The organism is Microbacterium martis (assembly GCF_047246685.1).
Taxonomy (GTDB): Bacteria; Actinomycetota; Actinomycetes; order Actinomycetales; family Microbacteriaceae; genus Microbacterium.
Genome location: NZ_JBFOKT010000001.1, coordinates 549,301 through 566,788 on the forward strand (window position 1 = coordinate 549,301; position 17,488 = coordinate 566,788).

At 71.1% G+C, this 17,488-nt stretch carries 15 protein-coding genes and 1 riboswitch; of the genes, 5 read left to right on the forward strand and 10 right to left on the reverse strand.

Annotation, left to right across the window (positions count from 1 at the left end):
* Positions 1 to 22: 22 nt before the first annotated feature.
* Positions 23 to 1,360: an amidohydrolase family protein gene (locus tag AB3M90_RS02620; RefSeq protein ID WP_412949759.1), complete on the reverse strand. Its 1,338-nt coding sequence runs from the start codon at positions 1,358 to 1,360 to the stop codon at positions 23 to 25.
* Positions 1,361 to 1,519: 159 nt separating this feature from the next.
* Between AB3M90_RS02620 and AB3M90_RS02625 the strand changes: the two genes are divergently transcribed.
* Both AB3M90_RS02625 and AB3M90_RS02630 read left to right on the forward strand, forming a co-directional pair.
* Entirely contained in the window at positions 1,520 to 2,965 is a 1,446-nt protein-coding gene (locus tag AB3M90_RS02625; protein ID WP_412949760.1) for a glyceraldehyde-3-phosphate dehydrogenase, read from the forward strand.
* A gap of 42 nt (positions 2,966 to 3,007) precedes the next feature.
* Positions 3,008 to 4,054, forward strand: coding sequence for a winged helix DNA-binding domain-containing protein (locus AB3M90_RS02630; RefSeq protein ID WP_412949761.1), 1,047 nt, complete (start codon positions 3,008 to 3,010; stop codon positions 4,052 to 4,054).
* A gap of 6 nt (positions 4,055 to 4,060) precedes the next feature.
* Here the strand turns inward: AB3M90_RS02630 and AB3M90_RS02635 are convergent, their stop codons facing one another.
* Positions 4,061 to 5,503: a helix-turn-helix domain-containing protein gene (locus tag AB3M90_RS02635; protein ID WP_412949762.1), complete on the reverse strand. Its 1,443-nt coding sequence runs from the start codon at positions 5,501 to 5,503 to the stop codon at positions 4,061 to 4,063.
* 109 nt (positions 5,504 to 5,612) lie between these two features.
* Between AB3M90_RS02635 and AB3M90_RS02640 the strand changes: the two genes are divergently transcribed.
* Entirely contained in the window at positions 5,613 to 7,475 is a 1,863-nt protein-coding gene (locus AB3M90_RS02640; protein WP_412949763.1) for a phosphoenolpyruvate carboxykinase (GTP), read from the forward strand.
* Between the two features lie 234 nt (positions 7,476 to 7,709).
* Here the strand turns inward: AB3M90_RS02640 and AB3M90_RS02645 are convergent, their stop codons facing one another.
* Positions 7,710 to 9,713 carry an ABC transporter ATP-binding protein gene (locus AB3M90_RS02645; RefSeq protein WP_412949764.1) on the reverse strand — a complete coding sequence of 668 codons (2,004 nt, stop codon included), beginning with the start codon at positions 9,711 to 9,713 and terminating at the stop codon, positions 7,710 to 7,712.
* Positions 9,714 to 9,786: 73 nt separating this feature from the next.
* A complete protein-coding gene (locus AB3M90_RS02650; protein ID WP_412949765.1) occupies positions 9,787 to 9,993 on the reverse strand; it encodes an AsnC family protein in 207 nt (68 codons plus the stop codon).
* 143 nt (positions 9,994 to 10,136) lie between these two features.
* On the opposite strand from AB3M90_RS02650, the gene AB3M90_RS02655 reads away from it, so the two are divergent.
* A complete protein-coding gene (locus AB3M90_RS02655; protein WP_412949766.1) occupies positions 10,137 to 10,763 on the forward strand; it encodes an HAD-IA family hydrolase in 627 nt (208 codons plus the stop codon).
* 44 nt (positions 10,764 to 10,807) lie between these two features.
* Positions 10,808 to 11,305: a metallophosphoesterase family protein gene (locus AB3M90_RS02660; RefSeq protein ID WP_412949767.1), complete on the forward strand. Its 498-nt coding sequence runs from the start codon at positions 10,808 to 10,810 to the stop codon at positions 11,303 to 11,305.
* 87 nt (positions 11,306 to 11,392) lie between these two features.
* Here AB3M90_RS02660 and AB3M90_RS02665 read toward each other — a convergent pair whose 3' ends face one another.
* The 6 genes from AB3M90_RS02665 to ribD form a co-directional block, all read right to left on the reverse strand.
* The gene (locus AB3M90_RS02665; protein ID WP_412949769.1) at positions 11,393 to 13,144 is read right to left on the reverse strand and encodes a beta-galactosidase; all 1,752 of its coding nucleotides are present in this window, start codon (positions 13,142 to 13,144) and stop codon (positions 11,393 to 11,395) included.
* A gap of 172 nt (positions 13,145 to 13,316) precedes the next feature.
* Positions 13,317 to 13,676, reverse strand: a complete 360-nt coding sequence (locus AB3M90_RS02670) for a Fe-S protein (protein ID WP_412949771.1) — start codon at positions 13,674 to 13,676, stop codon at positions 13,317 to 13,319.
* A 73-nt stretch (positions 13,677 to 13,749) separates the two neighbouring features.
* Complete coding sequence (gene ribH, locus AB3M90_RS02675) at positions 13,750 to 14,223, reverse strand: 6,7-dimethyl-8-ribityllumazine synthase (protein ID WP_412949773.1); 474 nt, start codon at positions 14,221 to 14,223, stop codon at positions 13,750 to 13,752.
* The gene (gene ribA, locus AB3M90_RS02680; RefSeq protein WP_412949774.1) at positions 14,220 to 15,488 is read right to left on the reverse strand and encodes a GTP cyclohydrolase II; all 1,269 of its coding nucleotides are present in this window, start codon (positions 15,486 to 15,488) and stop codon (positions 14,220 to 14,222) included. Before ribA ends, ribH begins: the two co-directional genes overlap by 4 nt.
* Entirely contained in the window at positions 15,485 to 16,192 is a 708-nt protein-coding gene (locus AB3M90_RS02685) for a riboflavin synthase (protein WP_412949775.1), read from the reverse strand. Before AB3M90_RS02685 ends, ribA begins: the two co-directional genes overlap by 4 nt.
* Positions 16,192 to 17,241: a bifunctional diaminohydroxyphosphoribosylaminopyrimidine deaminase/5-amino-6-(5-phosphoribosylamino)uracil reductase RibD gene (ribD, locus tag AB3M90_RS02690; protein WP_412949776.1), complete on the reverse strand. Its 1,050-nt coding sequence runs from the start codon at positions 17,239 to 17,241 to the stop codon at positions 16,192 to 16,194. Before ribD ends, AB3M90_RS02685 begins: the two co-directional genes overlap by 1 nt.
* A gap of 70 nt (positions 17,242 to 17,311) precedes the next feature.
* Positions 17,312 to 17,457: riboswitch (FMN riboswitch) on the reverse strand.
* Positions 17,458 to 17,488 lie beyond the last annotated feature (31 nt).

A 17,488-nucleotide genomic window follows, 5' to 3' on the forward strand; every position in this document is an offset into this window, starting at 1 on the left:
CTGGCGTTCCCGCCGACGCGGGTCAGTCCCGGCTGTGCACCGTCCGGCCGTCGACGATCGTGCGCGCCACCCCGATCGTCGCGAACGGCCGTCCCGGGTCGGTCGGGTCCTCGTCGAGGACCGTGATGTCGGCGACCTTGCCGGTCTCGAGCGTGCCCTTCCACGCGGATGCGCCGTCTTGACGCGCCGCATCGGCGGTCATCGATCGCAGCAGTCGGCGCCGCGTCGCCCGGTCATCGGTCGCGCCGGCCGCGGTGAGCTGCTCGAGACAGGCGTCGAGGCTCACGCGCCAATCCGGAGAGGCGATGGGGGAGTCGCTGGTGACCGTGGTGAGCGCCCCGGAGTCGAGCATCGCGGCGAGCGGCCAGGCGTCGGCGAGGCGTTCGGCGCCGAGGATCGCTCCCGCCCAGTCGTGCGTGTGCGCTGCGATCAGGGGCTGCACCGCGAAACCCGCGCCGACCGTGCGCAGGCGGGCGATCAGGTCGGCGGTCGCCAGGTCGCCGTGCACGACATAGTGCGGGGCCGGCGGCGTGGGGCCCATCGCCGACTCGAGGGCCGAGGCGAACTCGGCGATCGACCGATCGCCCGTCGCGTGCACCGCGATCTGCTGTCCGGCCGCCGCGGCGAGCTCGATCATGCGTCGGAACGCCGACAGCGGGTCGTCGCCGCCGCGGGTCAGCAGGCCGCCGTGCGAGCCGTCGGCGTAGGGCTCGTCGACCCAGGCGGTCGCCAGGGGAGGGATGCCGTCGGCGAAGATCTTGACGCCGGTGATCGCCAGCCAGTCGGGATCGGTCTCCGGGGCGGGGCTCCGGATGCCGCGCTCGACGTCGGCCAGATCGCTCTCGCCGTCGATCGTGCCGAACAGCCGCAGCAGCGTCACCCGCGAGATCTGCGCCCGCTCGCGGTGCAGCTCGAGATACGCCTCGAGCATGTCGGTGCCGAAGCATCCGGTCTCGCCGTCGTCCTCGCCCGGGCCGATGCCCGGCTCGGTGTAGCTGGTGATGCCGAGCTCGGCGAGCAGCCGCCAGGCGCGACGCAGGGCGGCGCGGCGCTCGGAGCGGTCGGAGACCAGTCGGCCGGAGGGCTGCTCGTGCGCGGGCGTGTCGGAGAAGAACAGATGCGGCCAGCGCGCCCCGAGCCAGGCGGCGTGCAGGTGGGCGTCGTTGATCCCCGCCACGGCGGTGCGGCCGTCGAGCTCGAGAGTGCGACGGGCGGGCAGCGCTTCGGCCTCGGCGTCGACCGCGACGATGCGGCCGTCGCGCACCGCCAGTGCGGAGAAGACGGCGTCGTCGGCGCCTCCTGCCAGGATGCGGCCGCGGATGAGGAGGTCGGCGTCGTCGCCGCATGCTGTCGTGGTCATTATTCCACCAGTGTAGACGTACAGCATCGGCATCCGAGTGAGACGCACCGATTCGCGGCGCCGCCGTCGCGCCCTCTACTCTGGTCACATCCCCCGAAGCTCACCCGGCAACCTCCGCGCGCCGGAGACCTCGGCGCGCGATCACAGGCAAGGACGCAGATGAACGAATCCGCCCCGACCGACGACTGGACCGCGCGAGAAGAGCTGGCCGAGCGGATGATCCCGCTCATCGGAGCCCTCCGCCGCGACAGCGACGTCGTGACGTCGCTGCACGGCCACCGTCTGCTCGGCCTCTCCGCCACCGGCCTGGTCGAGATGCACGATCGGGTCGCGCAACTGGGACACGAGCAGCTCGCCCTCGCCGACAGCCTCGCCGTGCTCGAGGCGATCCACCGGCTCGCGCCCGGCGCCGCGTCGATCGACGTGGCGCGGCTGGTCGCCGGCCACGCCGAGAGCGACCTGCCGCTCGACGCCTACCTCGCCGACATCCTCGCGCCCGCCGTGGGGGCCGTCGCCGCCGAGCCGACCGATGTCGTGCTCTACGGCTTCGGACGCATCGGCCGCCTGCTGGCCCGCATCCTGCTCGCCCACACCGGCGGCGGTAGCGGACTGCGGCTGCGCGCGATCGTCGTGCGCCGCGGCGCCGAGAACGACCTCGTCAAGCGCGCCTCGCTGCTCCTGCGCGACTCCGTGCACGGACGTTTCGCCGGCTCGGTGTCGGTCGACGAGGAGGCTCAGCAGATCGTCGCCAACGGCACGCGCATCGATGTCATCTACTCCGACGACCCGGCATCCGTCGACTACACCGCTCACGGCATCGACAACGCGATCGTCGTCGACAACACCGGTCGCTGGCGCGACGAGGAGGGGCTCTCGCAGCACCTGCGCGCGAAAGGCGTGGCCCGCGTGCTGCTGACCGCGCCCGGCAAGGGCGCGCTGAAGAACATCGTCCACGGCATCAACGACGACACGATCGGCGCAGACGACCGCATCCTGTCGGCGGCCTCCTGCACGACGAACGCGATCACGCCCGTTCTCGCGGCGATCGATGAAGCCTTCGGGGTCGTGCGCGGCCACGTCGAGACGGTGCACTCCTTCACCAACGACCAGAACCTCATCGACAACTTCCACCGGGGCGATCGTCGCGGCCGGTCTGCCGTGCTCAACATGGTGATCACGGAGACCGGAGCGGCGAAGGCCGTCGCCAAGGCCCTGCCGCAGCTCCAGGGGAGGCTCACCGGGAGCTCGATCCGGGTGCCGACGCCCGACGTCTCGCTCGCCGTGCTGCACCTGACGCTGGAGCGCCCGACCACGAAGGAGCAGGTGAACGACTACCTGCGCCGCGTCTCGCTGCACTCGAAGCTGCGTCAGCAGATCGACTACGTCGAGAGTCCCGAGGTCGTCTCGACCGACTTCGTCGGTTCGCACCGGGCGGGCATCGTCGACGGACTGGCGACGATCGCCGACGGCGACACCCTCATCCTCTACGTCTGGTACGACAACGAGTTCGGGTACTCGTGCCAGGTGATCCGCGTGCTCGAGGTCATGGCGGGCTCGCATCCGGTCGTGCTGCCCGCGCGGCGAGAGGTGACGCTCGACGGCTGAGCCGAGATGGCCGACGTCGGTCGTGCCCGCCATGATGGGGGCATGAACACCACCGCCCTGCGGGAGGAGCGCCTTCGCTCGCACCGCCTGACCGCGCCGGCCGCGACCGTGGCCGATGCCGCCGGTCACCTGCTGGCCGTGCAGAGTCAGGACTTCACGGCCGGTCGATGGGCGCTCGCCTCGCGCACCCGGGGTGAACCGACCCTCCGTGAGGTCGACCGCGCGTTCGACGACGGCGACCTGGTCCGGGCCTGGACCATGCGGGGCACGCTGCACACCGTCGCGGCGCGCGACCTGGGTTGGGTGCTGTCGGTGACCGCCGAGCGGCAGCAGCGGCAGGGAGCCGCGCGCAGACGCGAGCTCGGCATCGACGACGCGATGGTGGCGGCGGCGACGCGTGCGACCGAGGAGCGTCTGCGCGACGGCGGGCTCACGCGGGCCGAGATGTTCGAGCTCTTCCGCGGCATCGGCATCGATCCGGGCGGGCAGCGCGGCGTGCATCTGCTGAGCATCCTCGCCCTTGACGGGCTCGTCTGCCAGGGGCCGGTGGTCGCGCGCGACGGCGTCTCCCGCGATCAGCGGTTCGTGCTCGTGTCGACGCACATCCGCGATCACACGTCACCCGCCGATCCGCTCGCCGAGCTCTTCGTCCGCTACATCGACGGCCACGGGCCGGCCGGGGTCGCCGACTTCGCCTGGTGGTCGGGACTGACACTCGGTCAGGCGCGCGAGGCCGCCCTCCGGGCCGCGCATCGGGTCGACGAGGTCGCCGAGGGGCTCTTCTCCGCCGCGCGGCATCCGCGTCGCGCCTCGGGCGCACCGACGGTCCTGGCCCTCGCGGCCTTCGACGAGTACTACCTCTCGTACGCCGACCGCACGGTCGTGTGCGCCCCCGAGCACGCCCCTGCCGTCGGGCCGGGGAAGAACGGCATGGTGCGCGCCACCCTGGTGGAGAACGGCGCGGTGATCGGATGCTGGACCCACGCGAACGCCGGCAGGGGAACACCTCCCGACCTGTTCGTCGAGCCGGCCGATGCCGATGCCGTCACGGCCGCCCTCGCCCGCTTCGAGCGCTTCATCGAGGGCTGACCGCCGTCACTCGCTCGCGTGTCGCCCGAGGAAGCTGTAGACCTCGTTGTCGTCCACGCCGGGGAACGCCCCGCGGGGCAGGGGCGAGAACATGTGCGTGTGCACGCGGGCGCTCGGCCAGGCCTTCCCGCTCCAGCGCTCCGCCAGCTCGCTCGGCGGCCGTCGACAGCAGGCCTCGTCGGGGCAGGTCGACACGGCGCGGTCGCTCGTCTCCCGGCCCCGCCACCAGCGGGCGTCGTCGAAGGGCACCCCGACGGTGATCGAGAACTCGCCGTCGCTCGATGAGCCGGTCTGCGTCGAGCACCAGAAGGTGCCCGAGGGCGTGTCGGTGTACTGATGGTGCTCGGTGGTGCGGTTCTGCTGGGTGAACGCGCCGCGCGCCTGGAACTTGCGGCACACGCGCTGCCCTTCGACGGCGCCGGTGACGTCCATCGGCAGGGGGAGGTCGTCGTTCTCGTAGACACGGGTGATCGCTCCGGTGGCGTCGACGCGGAGGAAGTGCAGCGGCATCCCCAGATGCTGGGTCATCAGGTTGGTCATGCGCATGCCCGCCGCCTCGTGGGTGACGCCGAACGCGTCGCGGAAGTCCTCGACGGCGAGGTTGCGGTCCTTCTTGGCCTGCTGCAGGAAGGCGACGGCAGCGGTCTCGGGCATGAGGCAGCAGGCGGCGAAGTAGTTGATCTCGAGCCGCTGCTGGAGGAAGTGCGCGTAGTCGGTGGGCGGGCGGTGCCCGAGCAGGCGATGCGCCATGGCCTGCAGCGCCATGGACCGCAGGCCGTGTCCCCCCGGGATCGAGGCGGGCGGTAGGTAGATGCGCCCGTTCTCCAGATCGGTGACCGACCGGGTCGAGTGGGGCAGGTCGTTGACGTAGATGAGTTCGAAGCCGAGCTTCTCGGCCATGATGCTCACGGTGCGGTGGGTCAGGGCACCCTGCACGTGGCCGGCCGACTTGAGCTGCTTCTCGGCGAGCTTCTCGATCTCGGGCAGATAGTTGTTCTGCGCCCTCATGCGCAGGCGCAGCTCGGTGTTGCCACGCCTCGCCTCCTCCGGCGTCGCGATGGCCTCCCGTTCCCGGCGCTGGAGCTCGCGGTGCAGACCGAGAATCGATTCGATCGTCTCGTCGCTCGTGCCCTTCGTGACCCGGATGGGAGCGATGCCCAGCTGACGGAAGACCGGGCTCTCCTGCGCGCGTTCGAGCTCGATCTCGAGTGCGGCACGCCGGTTCGGCGGCTCGCCCGAGATGAGGTCGGTGACCTGCGTGCCGGTGGCCTGGGCGATGGCCTGCAGCAGCGACAGCTTGGGCTCGCGCTTGCCGTTCTCGATGAGGCTGAGCTGCGAGCCGGCGACGCCGACCTGCGCGCCGAGCTCGTCGAGGGTGAAGCCGTTCTCCAGCCGGTGATGACGGATGCGGTGGCCGAGAGTGGTCAGGTGGATGCCAGAGGACGCCATTCCTTGAGTGTAGCGAAAGAATGGCGATTCTTATCCTTCCCTACGGCGGAAAATCGTCTCGCACAGAGCAGAAGATTGGTGCAACGCCCCACACTTCAAAGGAGCACCCATGGCCATGGCCGAAGTCATCACCCCCCGCACGTCTCCCGTCTCCCCGGCGCGCACGTTCGGAGCGGCACCGACCTACGCCACCCCCGCGATGGCGGAGCTGACGGCCTGGGTCGAGGAGATCCGCGCCCTGACCCAGCCCGACTCCGTGCACTGGGTCGACGGGTCGCGGGCCGAGAACGACTGGCTGCTGCGCGGCCTCGTGGCCGAGGGCAAGCTCATCAAGCTGAACCCGGAATGGCGACCGGGCTCCTACCTCGCCCGCTCGCACCCGAGCGACGTCGCCCGCACCGAGGGGCGCACCTACATCGCGTCGGAGAGCGAAGAGGATGCCGGCCCCACCAACAACTGGGCCGACCCCGCCGAGATGCACGCGAAGATGGACGAGATCTTCGAGGGATCGATGCGCGGCCGCACCATGTACGTCGTGCCCTTCTCGATGGGGCCGGTCGGAGGACCGCTCTCGCACATCGGCGTGCAGATCACCGACAGTGCCTACGCCGTCGCATCCATCGGCATCATGACCCGCGTGGGCGACGCCGTCACCCGTCAGATCGCCGAGGGCGCGCCGTGGGTGAAGACCGTCCACAGCGTCGGCGCTCCGCTGGCCCCCGGTCAGCCCGACGTCGAGTGGCCCTGCAACGACGACAAGTACATCGTGCACTTCCCCGAGACCCTCGAGGTCTACTCGTACGGCTCGGGATACGGCGGCAACGCGATCCTCGCCAAGAAGTGCTTCGCCCTCCGCATCGCCTCGGTCATCGCCCGGGACGAGGGGTGGCTCGCCGAGCACATGCTGCTCATCCGCGTCATCGACCCGCAGGGCAAGGCCTACCACGTCGCGGCGGCGTTCCCGTCGGCCTGCGGCAAGACGAACCTCGCCATGCTGCGGCCGACCATCCCCGGCTGGCGCGTCGAGACGCTCGGCGACGACATAGCCTGGATCCGTCCGGGCGAGGACGGGCGCCTGTGGGCCATCAACCCCGAGGCCGGGTTCTTCGGTGTGGCGCCCGGCACCGGCGAGGCGACCAACGTGACCGCGGTCGAGACGCTGTGGGGAAACACCATCTTCACGAACGTCGCGCTGCGCCCCGACGGCGACGTGTGGTGGGAGGGGCTGACCGACCAGGCACCCGCGAACCTCATCGACTGGGAGGGCAACGACTGGACGCCCGACTCGGGTCGTCCGGCCGCTCACCCCAACTCCCGCTTCACGGTCTCGGCGGCCCAGTGCCCGCAGATCTCGGAAGACTGGGAGCAGGCCGTGCCGCTCGACGTCATCCTCTTCGGCGGACGCCGTGCCAGCAACGTGCCGCTCGTGGTCGAAGCCACCGACTGGACCCACGGCGTCTTCCTCGGCTCCAACATCTCGTCCGAGCGCACGGCTGCGGCCGAGGGTACGGTCGGCGAGCTGCGCCGCGACCCGTTCGCGATGCTGCCGTTCTGCGGCTACAACATGGCCGACTACTTCGGGCATTGGCTCAAGGTCGGTCGCGGGCTCCGCTTCGACCGCGCACCGCGCATCTTCCAGGTGAACTGGTTCCGCCGCGGTGACGACGGACGCTTCCTGTGGCCGGGCTTCGGAGACAACTCGCGCGTCGTCGACTGGATCATCCGCCGCATCTCGGGCGAGGTGCCCGCGATCGACAGCCCGGTCGGCCGCCTGCCGCGCACCGAAGACCTGAACCTCGACGGCCTCGACATCCCGGACGCCGATCTGGAGGAGCTGTTCTCCGTCGACGCCGAGGCCTGGCGGACCGAGGCCGACCTCACCGAGGAGTTCTACGACACGTTCGGAGACCGGGTCCCGGCCGCGTTGCGCGCCGAACTCGCGTCTCTCCGCTACCGCCTCGACAAGGCGTAGCCCCAGACTGGTGCCGGCTCGGGGGAGCCGGCACCTCCGCTCTCGCAGCGGAACCGACCCGCGAAGGCGGGATGCCGGAGACGAACCCATGGCTGAGTGGTCTCCGGCCTCCCGCCTTCGCGTTGCCCGCTTCCTTCCGCCGAGACCCCGCCTTGCCGCCGAGACCCCGCCGTGCGTGCGGCCGTAGCACGGGGTCTCGACGCGAACACGGGGTCTCGGCGGGTGAACCGGGGCTCAGGCGAGCAGTTGGTGGCGGGCGAGGTCGCGATACAGCGGGGTGGACTCCACGAGCTCCGCATGACGGCCCTGGCCGACCACGCGGCCGTCCTGCAGCACGACGATCAGGTCGCTGTCAACGACGGTCGAGAGTCGATGGGCGATGACGATCAGCGTCCGATCGGTGGAGACGGCGTCGATCGCCTCGCGCATCCGCTGCTCGTTCACTCCGTCGAGCGACGAGGTCGACTCGTCGAGCAGCAGGATGGGCGCGTTCGTCAGCAGCGCCCGTGCGATGGCCAGACGCTGGCGCTCGCCGCCCGAGAGCATGACGCCGTCTTCGCCGACCGGAGCCTGCAGGCCGAGCGGATTCCGCTCCAGCACGTCGCCGAGGTTCACGGCGCGCAGCACGCGCTCGCAGTCGGCATCCGTCGCGGCGGGTGCCGCGAGGCGCAGATTCTCGGCCAGCGTGCCGGCGAGGGTGGGGGCGTCCTGCTCGACGTAGCCGAACTGTGCGCGCAGCTCGTCGCGCGGATACGTCCGGGCGTCGTGCCCGTGCAGGCGGATCGAGCCGCCGGTCGGGTCGTAGAACCGCTCGATGAGCGCGAGGATCGTGCTCTTGCCTGCGCCGCTCGGGCCGACGAGGGCGACGCGGCTGCCGCGCGGCACCGCGAAGCTGACTCCGCGGAGGACCTCATGATCGGATGCCGGGGGCGTCGCGGCATCCGATGACTCGACGTGCGCGTCGGCGAGGAGGGTGTGCGCCTCCTTGGCAGCCGCCTGTCGGGCGGCGACGACGTCGGCCGGGTAGTGGAAGCGCACGTCGCGGAATTCGATCGCCACCGCGCCGGCTCCCTGAGCCTCCGCCCCGCCGGCTCCCTGAGCCTCCGCCCCGGTGGGTCCCTGAGCCTCCGTCCCGCCGGCCCCCTGAGCCTTCGTCCCGCCGGCTCCCTGAGCCTCCGCCCCGGTGGGCCCCTGAGCCTGTCGAAGGGCCGCCGCAACCGACTCGTCGTCGTGCGTCTCGGTCGGCAGGTCGAGCACCTCCTGGATGCGTCCGAGCGCGCCGAGCGCCTGGTTCACCGAGGTGATGGCGCCGAACGTCGATGCGAGAGGCATCACCAGCAGGAACAGGAACATGATGAAGGCGATGAGGGAGGCGATGGTGAGGGCTCCCGCTGCGACGCGGAATCCGCCCACACCGAGCACGACGAGCAGAGACAGCTGAAGGGCGATGCCCGAGACGGGCACCACCAGTGAGGAGATCTTCGCGATGCGCACCCCGATGCCGTATGCCTCGGAGGCGAGCTCGGAGACGGCGGCGGTCTCGCGCTCGGTCGCCCCCGACGCCCGGACGGTGCGGATCGAGCCGATCGCGCGCTCCACGCCCGACGCGAGCTCGCCCACCTTCTCCTGCTGCGCGGTCGACGCCGTGCGGATGCGTCCGCTGAGGAGCACCACGACCACCACCGACACGCCGATCACGACCACGATGAGCAGCAGCAGGAGCGGATCGATCAGCAGCATCGCGACGAGGGCCCCGAGGAAGAGCACCGCGCTGCCGACGGCATCCGCCAATCCCTGGGTGAGGACGGCGTAGAGCAGGGTCGTGTCGGTGCCGACCCGCGAGACGAGGTCGCCGGTGCGGCGGGCGTCGAACTCGCTGATCGGAAGGTGCAGGATGCGGGCGATGAGCTTGCGTCGGCTCGAGTAGACGACGGCCGTGCCGGTGCGCTGCAGCAGGTAGTGCTGGAAGCCCGAGATGACCGACGACAGCACGACGAAGCCGATGAGCAGCCACACCAGCATGCCGAGGGCGCCGCCGGTCTGCACGGCGTCGATGACCTGCCCGACGAGCAAGGGCTGCACGAGTGACGTCGCGGCGCCGATGACGCTCAGCACCGCGACCACGACGAGGATGCGCTTGTGCTCGAGCAGGAAGGGGAGGAGCTGGCGGAACGTGGCGCGGGGGCCTTCGGGCTGCGCGCCGCGTCCGCGCCGGTGGGGTGTCGCCGTGCGGGACATGCGGGACCTCGTTCTGAGAAGGGTACTTCGACCGTACTTCGTGCGTCGTCGAAGTCTGTGGATGGGCTGTGCGTCAGCGATTGCCGAACCGTCGGTGGACGGCCTGCTTGCTCACGCCGAGGGCGCCGGCGATCGCCTGCCAGGAGTACCCGAGGTTGCGGGCGCGACGCACCTCGGCCTCTTCGGCGCGCGCGATCTCGGTGCGCAGCCTCGCGAGTCGGTGCAGTTCGGCGATCGGCTCGCCGCGGTCTTCGAGCGCATGGGCGGTCTTGAGTGTCATGAGAACCTCCGGCGTCAACATACATTGACACAGGTCGGGACGTCAACCGATGTTGACGTGTCGTCTCCGGAGGAGAAACGCAGCTCCGCAGGCCGGTCCCGCCGCCACCGGCGGCATGCAGGCGCGTCGCATAGGGTGTGCGGATGCCGAGACCGTGGATCCTGTTCGACATCGGGGGAGTGCTGGAGGTCGTCGACGACGACAGCTGGCAGGAGCAGTGGTGGGAGCGCTGGAGCGCCGTCGCCGGGCTCGCACGCGATGAACTCGACGCCCGCGTGACAGCCGCTGATCTGCCGCGGATCGACCTCACGGTCGGCACCGAGTGCGCGTTCTGGGCCGGCCTCGCCGTCGCGCTCGAACTCGACGACGAGCAGCGCGTCGCCATCCGGGCGGACTTCTGGGACGCGTACTGCGGCACCGGCAACCGAGAGCTGATCGAGTTCGCTCGCACCCTCCGGCCCACAGCCGGCACGGCGATCCTGTCGAACTCCGCCGACGGCGCGCGCGAGGAGGAGGAGCGCCGCTTCGGGTTCGCGTCGATCTTCGATCCGATCTGCTACAGCCACGAGCTGGGCGTAGCCAAACCCGAGCCGCGGGCGTACCTTCTCGCACTCCAGGCTCTCGGGGCGGAGCCGGCCGACGTGCTCTTCATCGACGACCACCGGACGGCGATCGACGGGGCCGCCGCCGTCGGTATCCGCGGCATCCTGCATCGCGACAACGCGGAGACGATCGCCGCGATCACGAGCTTCCTCGCCGCCTGTCGCTGACTCCGCGCCGCGAAACGCGCGCCCGCTCCGCTAGCGTGTCAGAGGTGACCACGCGGATGCTGCTCCTCGCCGACACGCACGTGCCGAAGCGCGCGCGGCACCTTCCCGACCGCGTGCTGCGCGCGGTCGACGACGCCGACATCGTGGTGCACGCGGGCGACTGGGTGGACGTGGCGACCCTCGACCTGCTCGCGTCGCGGGCGAGGATGCTGCACGGCGTCCACGGCAACAACGACGGAGCCGACCTGCGTTCGCGCCTGCCTGAGATCGCCCGCTTCGAGGTGGAGGGCGTCGCGATCGCAGTAGTCCACGAGACCGGACAGGCGACCGGCCGCGAGAAGCGGATGGATGCCGCATTCCCCGACACCGACCTCTTGATCTTCGGCCACTCGCACATCCCGTGGGACACCGTCGCGTCGTCGGGACTGCGACTGCTCAATCCCGGCTCGCCCACCGATCGACGCCGCCAGCCGGTGTGCACGATGATGCACGTCACGATCGACGCCGGCAGAATCGAGGCCGAGCTGGTCGCCCTCTCATGAGCAGCGGCCCCGCGGTCTACCGGGCCCCGATGCGGTCGCGGGATGACACCTCCGCCGCACTGTGGGCGCGACATCAGGGCGTGTGAATCACTCCTCGGTGTCGCCGAGCGACAGCTCACGGGCGAACACGGCGCGCGGCTCGATGAGCTGCTCCAGCTCGAGCACGACCAGGCGATTCGTTCCCGCCCGGGTCGCCGGCCCCGGCACGTACAGGGTGCGCTGAGGTCCGTTGCGCCAGTAGCGTCCGAGGAACAGTCCGTTCACGAACGCGTACCCCTTGCTCCCCAGCGCCGTGTCGAGGAACAGGTCGGCGGGGGCGTCGAGCCCGAAGTCGCCCGACCACGCGATGGGGCCTGCGCCGGCCGTCTCCGCGCCGAGACGATCGTCGCCCGCCGAGCCGGCGACACGGTCCGCGATGGCGGCGACGTCGAGAGGCGTCGAGCGCCAGCCCTGCAGAGGGGCGCCGTCGAGCGTGACCGCGCCGACGAGGCCCTTCTCCTCGCCCAGACGGCGGTCGTAGTTCACGCGTCCCTGGTCTTCGACGAGGATGCTCAGCGCACGGCCGTCGGGGATGCGGATCGCGACGTCATGGCGGGTGCGGGCGAGCGTGCCGACAGGGGCGCCGTCGACGCTCACCCAGGCCAGGTCGCGCACGTCGGCGACGACGAGGAGTCCGCCCCGTCCCTCGGGCAGCTCGACGTCGTAGCGCACGAGAGCACTGAGATGCGCCAGCTCGTCGAACGTCTGCGGGCGGTCGGTGGTGGATCCGGATGCCGCGGCATCCGTCCATGCACCCTGCGGCGCGAGCGCGACGTCGAAGGCCGGCGCGGGGTCTGAACGCGCCGGCAGCTCGTCGGGAACGGGAGCGTAGCGGGCGATCACCTCGCGGAACGCGAAGAACTTCTCGGTGGGATTCCCGGCCTCGTCGAGCGGGGCGTCGTAGTCGTACGACGTCACGAGCGGCAGGTAGCGGCCCTTGTCGTTCGCGCCGTTGGTCAGGCCGAAGTTCGTTCCGCCGTGGAACATGTAGATGTTCACCGATGCGCCCGTCGCGAGCAGGGCGTCGAGGTCGGCGGCCGCGGCGGCGACGTCGGTGGTGTGATGCACGCCGCCCCACCAGTCGAACCACCCGTCCCAGAACTCCGAGCACATCAGCGGCCCGGTCGGCTGATGGCGCCGCAGCGCGGCGAGGCGTTCGGCGCTGCGGGAGCCGAACGACGCCGTCTTGTGCAGCTCCGGAAGGCTGCCGTCGGCCAGCATCCGGTCGGTGGGCTGGTCGACGGTGGTGAGTGGCACGGTGATGCCGGCTCCACGGGTGACGGCGACCAGCTCCTTCAGGTACGCCTTGTCCGATCCGTACGCGCCGTACTCATTCTCGATCTGCACGAGCACGACGGGTCCGCCGCGGTCGATCTGTCGCGGGACCACGATCTCGTAGACCCGGCGCAGGTAGGCGCTCACGTCGGCCAGGTAGTCCGGCGCGGAGGAGCGGAGTTCGCGCCCGTCGCCGGTCACCCAGACGGGGAGCCCGCCGTTGTGCCACTCCGCGCAGATGTAGGGTCCGGGGCGCACGATCGCGTCCATCCCCGCGGCATGGACCAGGTCGAGGAACCGGCCGAGGTCGTTCCACCCGCTCGCATCCCATTCTCCGCGACGTGGCTCGTGGGCGTTCCAGGCGACATACGTCTCGATGGTGTTGAGCCCCATGAGCCGCGCCTTGCGGATGCGGTCCTCCCAGTGATCCGGGTGCACCCGGAAGTAGTGGATCGCGCCGGAGATGACCCGGTGCGGTCGGTCGTCGCGGAGGAAGTCGGTGTCGCCGAGGGAGAAGGTGGTCACGTCGTCGGGATGCTTTCGGAGGGGGCGGCCGAATCGCAGCGGGCGCGATGCGGCCGCGCCACAATGGGGATGTCCACGTCAACATACGTCACCAGAACCGCCATGTCAACGTCAACATGCCGACGTCACCCGGTCGACGGCGGCGCCGCTGACCGGAGTGAGGCGGCCCCGCTCAGCGCCAGATGGCGGCGATGGCGGCGTTGAGTGCGGTCAGCACCCCGACCAGCCAGAACACCGCGGGCGGCAGGGCGTCGCCGCGCTTCTGGCGGGCGCTCCCGATTCCGAGCAGCGCCCCGATGATGAGCAGCACGACGAGCTTCGTGCCGATCTTGACGTAGTTCAGCTCGGCGCCCTCGGGGAGTCCCCACGGCGCGGCCAGGGCGAGTCCGGCGACACCGGCGATCAGCAGACCGTAGTCCATGATGCGGGTGATCTGCCGCCTGCCGCCGAACGCCTGGGCCGCCCACGCCCCGAAGAGGACGGCGAAGCCGATGAGATGCACGAACAGCACGATGTGGCGAAGGATCTCCATGCCCACACCGTACGACCGGGCGGAGAGGCGCCGCCAGCGAGGCGACCCTCAGCCGGGACCTCAGCGGAACGACTCAGCCGCGCAGATCGCGCACGACCAGGGCGGTGCGCAGCGCGGCATCCGCGGCCTCGGCGCCCTTGTCCTCCTTCGAGCCCTCCAGCCCCGCCCGGTCCAGGCCCTGCTGCTCGTCCTCCAGGGTGAGCACGCCGAAACCGATCGGCTTCCCGGCGTCGAGCGCGACACGGGTGAGGCCGTCGGTCGTGGCGGAGGCGACGTATTCGAAGTGCGGCGTGCCCCCGCGGATGATCACTCCCAGGGCGACGACCGCGTCGGCTCCTCCGGCGAAGGCCGCCTGGGCCGCGACGGCGAGCTCGAACGAGCCCGGCACACGGACCAGCCGGTGGGTGGCGTGCGCCTGATCGAGCACGCGCTCGGCGCCTGCGATGAGGCCGTCGGTGATGGTGTCGTGCCAGGTGCCGGCGACGATGACGACCTGCAGTCCTCGCCCGTCGACGGTCTCGTTCTTCGGTGATCCTGCGCCGCTCATTCCTGATCCTCTCCCTGGGCGAGAGCCGCTGCGAGCTCTTCCGCGCCGATGATGTGACCCATGCGGTCACGCTTGGTCTCCAGATACTGGTGGTTGTTCGGACCGACCCCGACGATCAGCGGCACCTGCTCGACGACGTCGAGTCCGAGCTCGCGCAGCTTCGCGACCTTGTCGGTGTTGTTGGTCAGCAGGCGCACCTTCGAGACGCCGAGATCGCTCAGGATGCCGGCCGCCGCGGCGTACTCGCGGGCGTCGGCCGGAAGGCCCAGAGCGAGGTTGGCATCGACGGTGTCGAGGCCCTCCTCCTGCAGGCTGTATGCCCGCAGCTTGTTGATGAGACCGATCCCGCGCCCTTCATGCCCCCGCATGTAGACGACCACGCCGCCCTCCTGCTCGATCGCGTCGAGCGCGGCGTCGAGCTGCGGTCCGCACTCGCACTTCAACGAGCCGAAGGCCTCGCCGGTCAGGCACTCGGAGTGCACGCGCACCAGGGCCGTCTCGCCGAGTTCGCCCGACACGACCGCGATGTGGTCGGTTCCGGTGACGCGATCCTTGTAGGCGAGGAAGCGGAACGAGCCGTGCGCGGTCGGCACCGTGGCGTCGGCCCGCAGACTCACCCGCCGGTTGCGCGGACGCGCGGGCGTCGCCCCGTCGGGGTCGACCTCGTTGAGGTGCGCGATGAGCTGCTCGATGGTGATGACCGGCACGCCGTCGCGCGCACCGAGCTCGAGCAGCCCCGGCAGACGCATCATGCTGCCGTCCTCGGCGACGACCTCGGCGATCGCGCCGACGGGGCGGAGGCCCGCGAGCTTCATCAGCTCGACGGCCGCCTCGGTGTGACCGCTGCGCTCGCGTACGCCGCCGTCGACCGCGCGCAGCGGGAGCACGTGCCCGGGGCGGATGATGCTGGTCGCCGTCGACGAGGGATCGGCCAGCACGTTGAGCGTGTGCGCCCGGTCGGAGGCGCTGATGCCCGTCGTGACCCCCTCGGCGGCGTCGACGCTCACCGTGTAGGCGGTGGAGCGTGCGTCTTCGTTGGCGGCGACCATGGGCGGCAGGTTAAGGCTGTCGGCGAGGTCGGCGGGCATCGGCGCGCAGATGAAGCCCGACGACCAGCGCACGGTCCACGCCACCCATTCGGGTGTGGCCAGCTCGGCCGAGAGGATGACGTCGCCCTCGTTCTCGCGGTTCTCGTCGTCGGCGACCAGGACGGGTCTTCCGGCGCGCAGCGCGTCGAGCGCTTCGGGGATGGGGGACAGGCTCATCGTGAGCCTCCTTCCGGTGCGGCGGTGTCGGACGATCGGAACGCCAGCAGACGCTCGACGTGACGGGCGAGGATGTCGGTCTCGAGATTCACCCGGTCGCCGACGGCGCGCGACCCGAGTGTGGTGGCGGCGAGCGTTTCCGGGATCAGCGAGACCTCGATCCAGTGGGCCCCTGAGCCTCCGCCCTGGGTCCCTGAGCCTCCGTCCTGGGTCCCTGAGCCTCCGCCCTGGGTCCCTGAGCCTGTCGAAGGGCTCACCGCACTCACGGTCAGCGACGTCCCGTCGACCGAGATCGACCCCTTGTCGACGACGAGCGGAGCGAGGTCGTCCGGAAGGCTCACCCGCAGCACGCTCCACTGCGCGCCGGGCCGCACCTCGAGCACGACGCCGGTGCCGTCGACGTGGCCCTGCACGATGTGCCCGCCCAGTCGTGCGCCGACCGGCATCGCCTTCTCGATGTTGACCCGGGTGCCGACCGTGGCGCCGCCGAGGGCCGAGACGTCGAGGGTCTGCTTCATCACGTCGGCGTCGAAGGTGTCGGCCGTCGAGCCGACCACGGTCAGGCACACGCCCGAGACGGCGATCGACTCGCCGTGCACCGCGTCGGCCGCGGCCCGGGGTGCGCGCACGGTCAGCCGCCAGCCGTCTCCGGCGGGGGCGATCGAGACGATCTCGCCCATCTCCTCGATGATTCCGGTGAACATCAGTCGGCTCCTTCGGTCGGGGCGGCGGAACGGTCGGTGTCGGCGGGGTGCGCCACGGCGAGCAGATCGCGGCCGAGCGGCACCCACTCGTCGATCGAGAGGCGCAGCGCCTCGCCGATCGACGAGACGCCGATGTCGGTCAGGGCGAGTCGGTCGCCCCCGAGCAGCACGGGAGCGACGTACGCCAGCACCTCGTCGGCGAGGCCGGCGCGCAGGAACGCGCTGGCGAGCGTCGGTCCGCCCTCCACGAAGAGGCGCTGGAATCCTCGTCGGTGCAGGTCGCCGACGATCGCGTGCAGATCGTGCGAGTCGTAGAACAGGGGGGCGTGCGGATGCCGGTGCACCGCGGCATCCGCGGGGGTCGGCCGGGAGCCGATCACGACCGGGACGGGCTGGGCGGGCCGGAGCGCATCGCCGTCGCGAGCGGTGAGGGCCGGGTCGTCGGAGAGGACCGTGCCCGTGCCGACGGCGATCGCGTCGGCTTCGGAGCGGCGCCGGTGCACGTCGGCGCGGGCCTCGGGACCGGTGATCCACCGGCTCGACCCGTCGTCGGCGGCGGCCCGCCCGTCGAGGCTCTGCGCCCACTTCACGGTGATGTGCGGTCGTCCGAGTCGCTGCGCCGTGAGCCAGCCCTCGATGAGGGCGTGCGCGGCATCGGCCTGCTCGCCCGACTCCACGCTCACGCCGGCGTCGCGCAGCCGCTCGGCGCCGCCGCCCGACACGGCGCCCGGGTCGTCGAGCGCGTAGACGACGCGCGCGATCCCCGCCTCGATCAGCGCCGCGGCGCACGGCCCGGTGCGCCCGGTGTGGTTGCAGGGTTCGAGGGTCACCACCGCGGTGGCGCCTCGCGCGGCGCCAGACGCCAGCTTCGACAGGGCGTCGACCTCGGCGTGCGGGGTGCCCGCGCCGCGGTGCCATCCCTCGGCGAGCACGTCGCCCGCCGGCGAGAGGATGACGGCGCCGACCTGCGGGTTCACGCCGCGCGGGCCGCGGGCGGCGAGCTCCAGAGCGCGGGTCAGCGCCCGGCGCTCCGCCTCGTTCACTGCCATCCGTCGTCCTCCTGTGAGGCTCCGGGGCTGTTCGAGGGGAGGCGCAGACAGAAGGCGCGCAGGTGTGCGCCTCGTGCTGCCTCCCTTCCGGACTAGCGAGGTCTCCCTCGCATCACCGTCGGTCCCGGAGTTCCACCGGATCGGCATCGCGGATGAACCGAGACGCTCGCGGACTGTCACCGCCGGTTCGGATTCTCACCGACCCCGGAGCACGTTGATGCTCCGAGTGTACAAGGCGCGTCCGGCG